This window comes from Streptomyces sp. NPDC057271 (assembly GCF_042668715.1).
Classification (GTDB): Bacteria; Actinomycetota; Actinomycetes; order Streptomycetales; family Streptomycetaceae; genus Streptomyces.
Map to the genome: position 1 here is coordinate 1 of NZ_JBHUYJ010000163.1, position 10,584 is coordinate 10,584.

The window sequence follows — 10,584 nt, forward strand, 5'->3', positions numbered from 1 at the left end:
AGACGTAGGTCAATCGAGTCCCCGTCCGGACGGCCTGGAAGGGGCGGCTTCGAACCGACTCCCTCGGCCCGGCGCCCCCCGGGGTTCCCCGGGGGCCGCCGGCAGGGGCTTCGGTCAGAGCCGGTCGAGGATCTTCCTCAGTTCGGCGATCTCGGCGGACTGGGTCCGTACGACGTCGCCGGCGAGCTTCTTCGCCGTGGCGTCGCGACCGTCCTTCTGCTCGGTCTTCGCCATCTCGACGGCCCCTTCGTGATGGGCGATCATCAGCTCGGCGAACCTCCGGTCGAAGGCTTTGCCCCGGAGGGACTCCAGCTCCTTCATGTCCTGCTCGGACATCATCCCGGCCATGGCGTGGCCACTGCCGTGTCCGCCGCCGTGACCGCTCTGGCCCGCCGACTCGGGCTTGCCCCAGGCCTTGAGCCAGGACCTCATCGTCCGGATCTCCGGGTCCTGGGCCTTCTCGACGTCGGCGACGATCCTCTTGACTCCGGCGTCCTCCGCCCTGCCGTCGGCGAGCTTCGCCATCTCCAGAGCCTGCTGGTGGTGCGGGATCATCGCCTGGGCGAACGCCACATCCGCGTCGTTGAACGCGTCGGCGTCGGCGTCGGCGTCGGCGGCGGGGGAGCCGGAGGGCGAGGCCGCGGCGCCCGGCTTCGTCCCGCTCGCCGCGTCGTTCCCGGGGTCGTCGGCCGAGCCGCAGGCGGCGAGCAACAGGGCCGCGACGGCGGCGGCTCCGGCCAGCGTGAGCTTTCGGGCGGTGGGGTGGTCGGTGAAGGCACGCATGTCTGTCACACCTCGTGTGCTGTGAAGGTTCGGAAAGGCCGAAGGGACACGTGTGCGGGCGGCGCGAGGCGCGCCCGCGGTGGTGATTCGGCCTATATCCGCAGGATCGACAGCTGAGCGAGGTCGGGAGGTATGGGCGGCGGGGCGTTCGGCGCGAGCGACCGGGTGAGCCGGCCGAGCAGCCGGACCAGCCAGTCGGGACGGCGCCCGAGGGCGCCGAGGACGAGCCGGGCGAGGGCCCAGACGCCCAGGACGGCCACGCAGAGCGTGGTCATGTCCATCGCCATGCCGGAGTCGTGCGAAGGGGCGGCGGGAGCCTCGGTTCCCGTGGGGTGGACGGGGGCGGAGGCATGCGACACGCCGACCGTCCCGGTGTCCGAGGCGCTCTCCGGGTGGCCGACCGCATGCATCACGAAGACGCCGAGGGCGAGCACCATGACGAGCAGCAGGTGCGCGACGGCACCTCCCGCTCGCATGCGGCTCTGTCCCACTCGTCCCGTACGCACGGCCCGACCTCCCGCGACGACCCTACCGAAGGCGGCCGCGGGACCGGCGCAAGGGCCTACTCCGGAAGGTCGCCGCTCATGGCGGCGGCGAGCCGGAGATGCGGGGCGGCCTCGGCCGGGCGGCCCTGCCGCTGCAGGGTGCGGCCGAGCATGAGCCGGGCGTAGTGCTCCACCGGGTCCCGGTCGAGCACGTCGCGCAGCTCGGTCTCGGCGCGGGAGAGCTGCGCGGAGTGGTAGTAGGAGCGGGCGAGCAGCAGTCGCTGGGCGGTCTGCTCGGGGTGCTCGGCGACGAGACCGCGCAGGATGCGCGCCGCCTTATGGTACTCCTTGGCCTCGAAGAAGAACCGGGCCCGGTCCCAGCGCTCGCCGGCCGTCCCGAACTCGTAGTACGTGTCGTTCACTCGCGCTCCCTCGTAGCGTCCCTACCCTGCCACCCTGTGGGGTGGCGCCGTCGTCTCAACATCCCAAGATGATTGAACATTCCACTACTATTTCCGTGTGGAGACACGCCCGCCTCGTCGCGTGAGAGGAATAGGTTGAGTGGCATGAGCAATCTTGATCGTCAGGCCGCCCTCACCGTCTGCGGCGGCCGCGGCTTCGTCGTCGCAGAGCCGGTCCGGGAACTCCTCAGCCCCCGTCACGTCCAGCTCGGCGAGTCGACCGAGGTCCGCCGTCTGCTCCCCAACCTCGGCCGCCGCATGGTGGGGGCCTGGGCCTTCGTCGACCACTACGGCCCCGACGACATCGCGGACGAGCCCGGAATGCAGGTCCCGCCGCATCCGCACATGGGACTCCAGACCGTGAGCTGGCTCCACGAGGGCGAGGTCCTGCACCGCGACAGCACGGGCAGCCTGGAGACGATCCGCCCCCGCGAGCTGGGCCTCATGACCTCCGGCCGGGCGATCTCCCACTCCGAGGAGAGCCCCAGGTCGCACGCGCGCTTCCTCCACGGCGCCCAGCTCTGGGTGGCGCTCCCGGACGCCCACCGCCACGTCGAACCCCGCTTCCAGCACCACGCGGACCTCCCCCAGGTCACGGCCCCCGGCCTCACGGCCACCGTGATCCTCGGCGAACTCGACGGCGCCATTTCGCCCGGCACCACCTACAGCCCCCTGATCGGCGCGGATCTCGCCCTGACGGCGGGCACGGAGACGAGCCTTCCCCTGGAACCGGACTTCGAGTACGCGGTCCTGTCCATGTCGGGCGAGGCCCACGTGGACGGCGTCCCCGTCCTCCCGGGGTCGATGCTCTACCTCGGCTGCGGCCGCACCGAACTTCCCCTGCGCGCAACCTCGGACGCGGGCCTGATGCTCCTGGGCGGCGAGCCGTTCGAGGAGGAGATCGTCATGTTCTGGAACTGGATCGGCCGCTCGCACGACGAGATCGCACAGGCCCGGGAAGACTGGATGACGGGCACCCGCTTCGGCGAGGTGAAGGGCTACGACGGCTCCCCGATCCCCTCCCCGGAACTCCCCCCGACCCACCTGAAGCCGCGGGGCAGGGTGCGCTGACCACGAAGCCCCACGTGCCTCGTGCGACACCCGCCACCCGACCTCGTCGGGCGCTCGCTCGGGCAACCCGCTTCGGCCGATCGGCTCGTGCCGGCGGGCCGGGCGGCGGACGCGAGGCGGCGCGACGCCGGAGTGGACGCGCTCGACTCCGTGTCCACGAGGGCGCGGGACATCGCCGGTCTCCGGCTCGGTTTGCCACCGGGCGCCTGAGCCGGGCTCACAGCCCCGACCGTGCTCGCCCCGCTCGTTCCTCGCGGGCCTGCGCGCGCTCGGGCCTGTTCCCCCGGCGCGCCCTTCCGCCCGCTCCACCTCGGCGCCCACCACCCCGAACTCGTCACGTCCTGGCCGTCAACTGCTCCGGTGCGGTGACGGGCCCGGGTGTGTCGGGCGTGTCGGTCGGGCCGGGAGGCTGCCGCCCCAAGGATGGTGGCGGCCGCTGGACCGGCCTCGACGACGACTCCGACCGCCGAGCGAAATGGGACGTGGTGTGGCCAGAAGACACAGGGGGCGGCGAGGCCTCGGCGCAACGGGTGTGGCGGTAGCCCTCATCTGGGGATGCGCCGCCGCAGGGACCGCCCGGCCGTCCGAAGTGACGCCGGGCGACTTCGAGCGGGCGGCCGAGCAGGCAGCGGCGGAGTTCGCTGTGCCGAAGGAGGTGCTTCTCGGCGTCAGCCACGAGTCCTCCTGGTGGGAGGGCAACCATGGCCGCCCGAGCACCAAGGGCGGCTACGGGCCGATGCACCTGACGGACACGACGTCCGGGAAGACGTACGCCCACCGCCCAGGTGAAGGGCCCGTGGACGCCACCGGCACCGACGATCCCTCCGAACACACCTTGCAGGCCGCCGCCGAAATGATCGGCGTCCCACCCCGGGCGCTCAAGAGCGACGAACGGCAGAACCTCCGAGGCGGCGCTGCCCTCCTCGCCTCGTACCAACGGCAGATCACCCGGGAGATCTCGCCGGATCCAGGTAACTGGTACGGGGCCGTCGCGCGCTACAGCCAGGCCGCCGACACCGCGACGGCCGGACGGTTCGCCGACGGCGTGTTCGCCGTGATCCGCACCGGCGGACAGCGTGTGCGCGAGGACGGCCAGACGGTCTCGTTGGAGAGGAGACCATCCGTTCGTCCGGCGACGTCACAGCTCGCATCCCTGCGGTTGCGGACGCTTCCCGCAGCGGGGGTGCCGGAGTGCCCCACCGAGCTGAACTGCCGGTTCGTCCCCGCCGCTGCCTCGAACTACCAGGTGTCCGCGCGGAACTCCAACGGCGTCGACGTCGACTTCATCGTCATTCATGACATCGAAGGGCCCTACGACGCGGGAATCAGCTGGTTCCAGAACCCGTCCAGCGGGGTTTCCGCGCACTACGTGATGAAGGCCGACGGCAGTGAGGCGACCCAGATGGTCGCCACCAAGGACATCGCCTTCCACGCCGGAAACTACTGGGTCAATCTGCACGGGCTCGGCATCGAGATGGAGGGCTACGCCGCCCAGGGGCCGACCTGGTTCACCCCGGCCCAGTACAAGGCGACAGCCGCGCTGGTGGCCTACCTGGCACGGCGCTTCGACGTCCCAATCGACCGCAAGCACATCGTCGGGCACGACAACGTCCTTCCCCCGCGGCCGGCCCGCGCGCCGGACGCCCACTGGGACCCCGGCCCCTACTGGGACTGGGAGAGGTTCATGGCCCTCCTCGGTGCCGACGAGCGCCGGAAGCCCGGGGGCGGGGCGGGAGCCGGAGACGGGGACATCGGGATCGGGCAGGCGGTCATGATCGCCCCGGAGTACGGCAAGAACGTGCAGACGGTGAGGGTGTGCGATCCGAAGTGCCGTACCCAGACCCAGCCCTCGAACTTCCTCCACGTCCGCACGGAGCCCCGGGCCGACGCCCCGCTCGTCTCCGATGCCGCCCTCCATCCGGACGGAGCGGCGGGAACCGACCGCATCGACGACTGGGGAGCCACCGTGATGTGGGGGCAGGAGTTCGTGGTCGCCGACGTGCGAGGGGACTGGACGGCCATCTGGTTCGGCGGGCGGAGGGGATGGATCCACAACCCGGCGGGCGCGCACACCCGCCCCGCCCCGAACGCGCGGATCGTCCGTCCCGCGAGCGGCGCGACGTCGGTCTCCGTCTACACGACGGCCTACCCCCGCGTCGACGAGTACCCCCGGGGAGTCGTCGCATCGGAACAGACGCGGTTCACCATGTACGCGTTCCCCCAAGGCCAGGCGTACGTGGCCGCCCGCACCCCGGTGCACGCCGACGACTTCTTCCCCGCCACCCCCACGCGCCCGGAGGTCGTGGTGACGGGTGACCAGAAGTACGACGTGATCCAGTACAACCGCCGCCTCGCCACCGTGAACCATGCGGAGACACGCCGCTGAGCGTTTCGTCACCGCTCGTGTCGGGACCTTCACGGAACCGCGCCGATCCGGTGTGCCGGCGCGCGGATGGCCAGAGGGCTGAGTAGGTTGGCGACAGAGGCATCCCCGCAGGAGGGGCCGGTGGGCCGTGAAGCCGGAGATGGATTACAGGGCGCTGTTCACAGCCACGCCGAGCCCGTATCTGGTGCTTTCGCCGGATCTGGTGATAGTGGATGTCAACGAGGCGTATCTGCGGGCGACCGGACGCAGCCGCGAGGAGCTGCTGGGCCGGCCCCTGTTCGAGGCCTTCCCCGACAATCCCGAAGACCCCGCCGCGGACGGCGTGAGCAATCTCGGGGCGTCGCTGGGACGGGTGCTGGCCACGGGCCAGACGGACGTCATGGCGTTGCAGAAGTACGACATCCCCGTGACCGAGCGGCCTGGAGTGTTCGAGGAGCGCTGGTGGTCCCCGGTCAACGCCCCCGTCACGCGTCCGGACGGGCAGGTGGCATGGATCATCCACCGGGTGGAGGACGTGACCTCGTTCGTCCGTGCCCGCCGGTTCCACCGTCACGGCGACGGCGAGCAGCCGCCCGGGAACGGGATCGGGAACGGAGTCGGGATCGGCGACGAGAACCGGAACGAGGACGGGGCGGAGGCCGAGCTGTACGGCCGGGCGCGGGAACTGCAGCGGCTGAACGAGGAACTCCGCCGGGCGCATGCCCGGGAACGGGAGGTCGCGCTCGCGCTGCAGGAGGCGATGCTGCACTCCCCGGACCTGGCCCGGCACACGGATGTCGCCGTGCGGTACCTGCCGGCCGTCGGCTCGCTGAACGTGTGCGGGGACTGGTACGACACCGTCGACCTGCCCGAAGGGCGCTTCACGGTCGCCGTGGGAGACGTCGTCGGCCACGGCCTGGAAGCCGCCACCGTCATGGGCATGCTCCGCAGCGCCCTGTCCGCCGCCGGCCGGTCGGTCTCGGGGCCCGCCCAGGCCCTGGAGGTGCTGGGGATGTACGCCCGCTCCATCGACGGGGCGCTCGCCGCCACCGCGGTGATGGCGTTCGTGGACACCCGGTCCCAGCTGGTCGTCTACTCCAGCGCAGGGCACCCGCCGCCGGTGCTTCTGCACGCGGACGGCACCTGCGAGCTGCTGGACCAGGCCACGGACCCGCCGCTGGGAGCCCGGCCGGAGCATGTTCTCCGGCCGCAGTCCCGCACCGCCTACCGCCCGGGAGACACGCTCGTCCTCTACACGGACGGGCTGATCGAACGCCGCGACGAGGACATCGACTCGGGCCTGGCCCGGCTCACCACCGCCCTCGGCGACCTCGTCGGTCATGACCCGGAGCGGCTGGCCGACGAGCTGCTGGCACGGCTGGGGGTCGCCGGAGGTGCCCGCGACGACATCGCCCTCGTCGTCGTCCGTCTCTGACCCGCACGCCCACCGCACGGAATCACCTCTCGGACAAGGGGAGTTCGCGGTGCTGCCGCCGGGCGGGGCGGGCCCGGGACGGGGCGCCGCCGCTCGTGCTCACGACTGCCGGGGACGAGCGATCGCCGGCTGACGAGAGCCGTCGGCGGATCGAACGGCCAGGACGAAGGAGTGCCCGGCCGGGTCGGTGTAACGGCGCACGTCGGTACGCCGGTCGGACCGGGTACCGTCGCGCACCGCAGCCACGGGCCGGGCGCCGAGGGAGACCGCCTCGCGCTCGGCTTCGTCGAGTGCGTCAGGGGCCACGAAGAACTGCAGGTGGGCCTGCTGGGAATCCTCTGGGCGGGGCCAGCTCGGCGGCGCCTGTCCGAGGTCACGGCGGATCCCGAGGGCCACTCCGGCGTCACCGGAGACGAGCAGCAGATCGGGATCCCCGTCGGCCGGTTCCACGCTGGCAGCCAGCAGCGCCGCGTAGAACCGTGCGAGAGGTTCGGGATCGGTGCTGTCGAGGACGAGGACACTGGTCTTGGGCACAGTCATGCGTCCCGTCTGCCCCGCGCGGCCATGAGCAAGCCCACCGACCGCCGCGGGAACGTCGGCTGCCGCCCGCCCCGACCGAGATCCGCCGGTCCCTACGGCGACTCCGGAACGAACGGATGGTAGTCGGTGTCGGGACCGGAAGGGATCACGGTGTAACTGGACTCCGGCAGTTCGTTCCACACGCCCGGCAGGTCGCCCAGGGGCTCGGAGACGACGATGCGGGTCTCGTCGGAGATCTCGCTGAGATAGTGGATCTCGGGGTGAAGACGCCGGACCGCCTCGGCCCTGCTGCTGTAGAAGAGCGAGCGGGACTTTCCCTGACTGGAGTGCCGGAACGCCCATACGCGCTCCCCGTCGCTCACCGCCACCGTCATCTGCATCGGATCAGGCACGCCGTGTTCTCTGCCGAGGTGCTCCACCGTGCCCGCCATGCGGGCCACCGCACCCGGTACGTCCTGGTCGAGGCCGAAGGTGACGGCCAGGTAGAACATCACCTCGGAGTCCGTCGATCCCTCGATGGAGGGGAAGAGCGCCGGGTCGACGGCCATGCAGAGATCGCGCTGCAGCCGGGGGAAGTCCGCGATGGCCCCGTTGTGCATCCACATCCACCGGCCGTGGCGGAACGGATGGCAGTTGGTCTGCTGGACCGCGGAGCCGGTCGAGGCCCGGACGTGGGCGAAGAACAGGGGGGAGCGGACATGCGCCGCGAGTTCGCGCAGATTGCGGTTGTTCCAGGCCGGCCCGACATCACGGAACACCGCCGGCGTCCCGTCTCCGTCCGTGCTGTACCAGCCGAGGCCGCATCCGTCGCCGTTGGTCGTCTCGACGCCCATCCTGGCGTGCAGACTCTGGTTGATCAAGGAGTGTTCGGGACGGTAGAGGACGGTGTCGAGCAGCATCGGCGTACCTGAGTAGGCGAGCCAGCGACACATACGCCCCATCCCCTTCGGGAGCCTGTTCCGAGCCTACGTGCTGAGGGCCTGGAGTGCCTGTCCGTGACAGCGGGCGCGCGGCGCGGTGCTCACTGTCGGCCGGCAGTGTCGTTTCGGCGAAAAGGGGCGGTTCGAGCCGGGTGGACCGCGCCAGACCGGGTACGCGCGCATCGATACGGAGGGCAGATGACCGTGCGGGAAAGACCGAACCGACGAGGAGAGGGGCGAAGCGATGACCCCGTCTCGGGACGAACCGCAGAACACCGGCGCCAAGGCAGAACTGCGCGAGAAGGTGGAGCAGGCCCGCGAGGAGCTCGGAGAGACCGTCGACGCGCCGGCCACGAAGGCCGACATCAGGGCCACGGCGCATGACAAGGCCGCCGCGGTGAGGGGCCGGGCGGGCCACGTCGCGACCCAGGTGCGGGACAAGGCCGCCCACGCCGCTCAGACCGTGCGGGAGAAGACCCCCGAGCCCGTGCGGGAGAAGGCCGGGAGCACGGCTGCGCAGGTTCGCGACAAGGCCGGCAGCACCGCTGCTCAGGTTCGTGACAGGACCGTCCACGCCGGGCATGTGGTGCAGGAGAAGGCCCCGGAACCCCTGAGGCAGCGGGCCGACCAGGCCGCCCACGGGGCGCGGGAGAACCGCATCGCGCTGATCGCCGCGGCCGGGCTCGGGCTGCTGGCCGTGGCGGTGATGCGCCGACTCAGGAAGGCACATCGATGAAGGCTTCGAAAGTCGTCTACAAGCCGGTCGGCCTGGCCCTGGGCGCCGCGACCGGCATGATCTCCGGAGCGCTGTTCAAGCAGGTGTGGATGAGGCTCGGCCACGAGAAGGACGCCCCCGGCGCCACCGACGAGGAACGCACCTGGCGTGAGGTGCTGATCGCCGCCGCCCTGCAGGGCGCCATCTTCGCCACCGTCAAGGCCGCCGTCGACCGCTCCGGCGCCACCGCCATCCGTCGCGTGACCGGAACCTGGCCCGGCTGACCTGCCGGGCCGTGGGCGCCGAGGACCGCACCTCGCGCCGAGGACCGCACCTCGCCATGACGGCGGTCAGGGCGAGGGGCTGATCCGGCCGGTGGGGCCTGTTTCTTGGACGACCGTCCATTTCTGGTTCGCCGCTCCGGAACAGGTCCACAGTTGGAGGCGGGTGCCGTTCGCGGAGCTGTTGCCGGTGGCGTCGAGGCACTTGTTCGCCTGGGGGTTGACGATGTCCCGGGCCGCGTTGGCGACCCAGCGTTGGGCCGGGGTGCCGTTGCACTCCCAGAGCTGGACGAGGGTGCCGTCGGCCGTGCCGCCGGAGGCCGCGTCGAGACACTTGCCCAGCGCCCGGATCGTGCCGTCCGTGCCGACCGTCCACTGCTGTGCGGCGGTGCCGTTGCAGTCGTAGAGCTGCACCGGCGTGCCGTTGGCCGTGTTCGCGCCGGCCACGTCCACGCACATGCCGCCGAGCCCGGTGATCCGGCTTCCGGTGGTGGGTCCGTCGCCGGTGGTGACGCGGACGTGGTCCACGACGAGCTGCTGGGGAAAGTCGGTCGAGCCGTCGGGGTCGCCGGGCCAGTAGCCGCCGACGGCGAGGTTCAGTATGAGGAAGAAAGGCTTGTTGAAGACCCAGTCCCGGCCGCCCAGATCGGCGGGCGTGCGGGTCTGGTACACGGTCCCGTCCACCGACCAGGTGATCCGGTCGGGGGCCCAGTCGACGGCGAACGTGTGGAACGCGTCGGCGAACGCCTGCCCGCCGGACAGCGTGTAGCCGGCGCCGATGCCGCCCGCGCCGGAGTAGCCGGGGCCGTGGAGGGTGCCGTGGACGGTGGAGGGCTCGAAGCCGACGTTCTCCATGACGTCGATCTCGCCCGAGTTCGGCCATCCGACCTGGCCGAGGTCGTTTCCGAGCATCCAGAACGCCGGCCACATGCCCTGGCCGCGGGGCACCTTCATCCGGGCCTCCACCCGGCCGTACTCGGCCGTGAAGCGCCCGGCGGTGTTGAGCCGGGCCGAGGTGTACTCGCACCGGCCGTACCAGCAGGTGTAGTTGCCGGGGTTCTCGCGGCGCGCGGTGATCACGAGATGGCCCTGGCCGTCGAGCGCGGCGTTGGCGGTCCCGGCCGTGTAGTACTGCCGCTCGTGGTTGGCGACGTTGTCGCCGGTTTCGAGCTGCCAGCGGCCGGCGTCGACGGCGGAGCCCGCGGGGCCGTCGAACTCCTCCGCGAAGGTGACGGCGGCCGCCTCGGCGGCGGGCACCGTGCGCGTGCCGCCGGCGGCGGGGCCGGGGGCGGTTCCGGCGACGCCGAGCAGCAGAGCGGCACCCGCGAGGGCGGACAGCGCCGTCCGCAGGGGGCGGCGAGGTGGGCGGGAGGAGTGCATGGCTCTCTCTTCCGTCGGATGTGGGGGGTGGGCGTGTGCATGACATACCCTTTGTCGCCTCCATGATTTAAGAAGTAAGTTAAGTGGCCGTCAAGAGGCCTGGGTTGTGCGCGGAGTGACGCGGCGGCGTCCCCGGCCGGGACGGGGG

The 10,584-nt window shown here is 71.5% G+C and carries 11 protein-coding genes; 5 read left to right on the forward strand and 6 right to left on the reverse strand.

The window, feature by feature from the left end:
* Positions 1-114: 114 nt before the first annotated feature.
* The 3 genes from ACFUJR_RS37250 to ACFUJR_RS37260 all read right to left on the reverse strand — a co-directional run bounded on the left by ACFUJR_RS37250 (position 115) and on the right by ACFUJR_RS37260 (position 1,690).
* Positions 115-783 (reverse strand): DUF305 domain-containing protein, encoded by a 669-nt coding sequence (locus tag ACFUJR_RS37250; RefSeq protein ID WP_383179035.1) that lies wholly within the window; start codon positions 781-783, stop codon positions 115-117.
* A 92-nt stretch (positions 784-875) separates the two neighbouring features.
* Positions 876-1,259 (reverse strand): DUF6153 family protein, encoded by a 384-nt coding sequence (locus ACFUJR_RS37255; RefSeq protein ID WP_383179033.1) that lies wholly within the window; start codon positions 1,257-1,259, stop codon positions 876-878.
* 86 nt (positions 1,260-1,345) lie between these two features.
* A complete protein-coding gene (locus tag ACFUJR_RS37260; protein ID WP_383179030.1) occupies positions 1,346-1,690 on the reverse strand; it encodes a tetratricopeptide repeat protein in 345 nt (114 codons plus the stop codon).
* 144 nt (positions 1,691-1,834) lie between these two features.
* Between ACFUJR_RS37260 and ACFUJR_RS37265 the strand changes: the two genes are divergently transcribed.
* The 3 genes from ACFUJR_RS37265 (at position 1,835) to ACFUJR_RS37275 (ending at position 6,600) form a co-directional block, all read left to right on the forward strand.
* On the forward strand, positions 1,835-2,800 hold the full coding sequence (locus ACFUJR_RS37265) for a pirin family protein (protein WP_383179027.1): 966 nt from the start codon (positions 1,835-1,837) through the stop codon (positions 2,798-2,800).
* Positions 2,801-3,332: 532 nt separating this feature from the next.
* Positions 3,333-5,186 carry an N-acetylmuramoyl-L-alanine amidase gene (locus tag ACFUJR_RS37270; RefSeq protein ID WP_383179024.1) on the forward strand — a complete coding sequence of 618 codons (1,854 nt, stop codon included), beginning with the start codon at positions 3,333-3,335 and terminating at the stop codon, positions 5,184-5,186.
* A 127-nt stretch (positions 5,187-5,313) separates the two neighbouring features.
* Positions 5,314-6,600: a PP2C family protein-serine/threonine phosphatase gene (locus tag ACFUJR_RS37275; protein ID WP_383179021.1), complete on the forward strand. Its 1,287-nt coding sequence runs from the start codon at positions 5,314-5,316 to the stop codon at positions 6,598-6,600.
* 99 nt (positions 6,601-6,699) lie between these two features.
* On the opposite strand, the gene ACFUJR_RS37280 is transcribed toward ACFUJR_RS37275, so the two are convergent.
* Positions 6,700-7,140, reverse strand: coding sequence for a VOC family protein (locus ACFUJR_RS37280; protein WP_383179019.1), 441 nt, complete (start codon positions 7,138-7,140; stop codon positions 6,700-6,702).
* A 92-nt stretch (positions 7,141-7,232) separates the two neighbouring features.
* Positions 7,233-8,072: a class II glutamine amidotransferase gene (locus ACFUJR_RS37285; protein WP_383179016.1), complete on the reverse strand. Its 840-nt coding sequence runs from the start codon at positions 8,070-8,072 to the stop codon at positions 7,233-7,235.
* A 232-nt stretch (positions 8,073-8,304) separates the two neighbouring features.
* Between ACFUJR_RS37285 and ACFUJR_RS37290 the strand changes: the two genes are divergently transcribed.
* Both ACFUJR_RS37290 and ACFUJR_RS37295 read left to right on the forward strand, forming a co-directional pair.
* Positions 8,305-8,796 (forward strand): DUF3618 domain-containing protein, encoded by a 492-nt coding sequence (locus tag ACFUJR_RS37290; protein ID WP_383179013.1) that lies wholly within the window; start codon positions 8,305-8,307, stop codon positions 8,794-8,796.
* Complete coding sequence (locus tag ACFUJR_RS37295) at positions 8,793-9,059, forward strand: DUF4235 domain-containing protein (protein WP_383179010.1); 267 nt, start codon at positions 8,793-8,795, stop codon at positions 9,057-9,059. The genes ACFUJR_RS37290 and ACFUJR_RS37295 overlap by 4 nt, the downstream gene beginning before the upstream one ends.
* 66 nt (positions 9,060-9,125) lie before the next feature.
* On the opposite strand, the gene ACFUJR_RS37300 is transcribed toward ACFUJR_RS37295, so the two are convergent.
* Positions 9,126-10,436 (reverse strand): ricin-type beta-trefoil lectin domain protein, encoded by a 1,311-nt coding sequence (locus ACFUJR_RS37300; RefSeq protein WP_383179007.1) that lies wholly within the window; start codon positions 10,434-10,436, stop codon positions 9,126-9,128.
* Positions 10,437-10,584 lie beyond the last annotated feature (148 nt).

What these genes read in the sequence shown, in the direction of transcription:
- ACFUJR_RS37250 (WP_383179035.1), bottom strand. Translation starts at nt 783, where the DNA reads ATGCGTGCCTTCACCGACCACCCCACCGCCCGAAAGCTCACGCTGGCC.
- ACFUJR_RS37255 (WP_383179033.1), bottom strand. Translation starts at nt 1,259, where the DNA reads ATGCGAGCGGGAGGTGCCGTCGCGCACCTGCTGCTCGTCATGGTGCTC.
- ACFUJR_RS37265 (WP_383179027.1), top strand. Translation starts at nt 1,835, where the DNA reads ATGAGCAATCTTGATCGTCAGGCCGCCCTCACCGTCTGCGGCGGCCGC.
- ACFUJR_RS37280 (WP_383179019.1), bottom strand. Translation starts at nt 7,140, where the DNA reads ATGACTGTGCCCAAGACCAGTGTCCTCGTCCTCGACAGCACCGATCCC.
- ACFUJR_RS37285 (WP_383179016.1), bottom strand. Translation starts at nt 8,072, where the DNA reads ATGTGTCGCTGGCTCGCCTACTCAGGTACGCCGATGCTGCTCGACACC.
- ACFUJR_RS37290 (WP_383179013.1), top strand. Translation starts at nt 8,305, where the DNA reads ATGACCCCGTCTCGGGACGAACCGCAGAACACCGGCGCCAAGGCAGAA.
- ACFUJR_RS37295 (WP_383179010.1), top strand. Translation starts at nt 8,793, where the DNA reads ATGAAGGCTTCGAAAGTCGTCTACAAGCCGGTCGGCCTGGCCCTGGGC.
- ACFUJR_RS37300 (WP_383179007.1), bottom strand. Translation starts at nt 10,436, where the DNA reads ATGCACTCCTCCCGCCCACCTCGCCGCCCCCTGCGGACGGCGCTGTCC.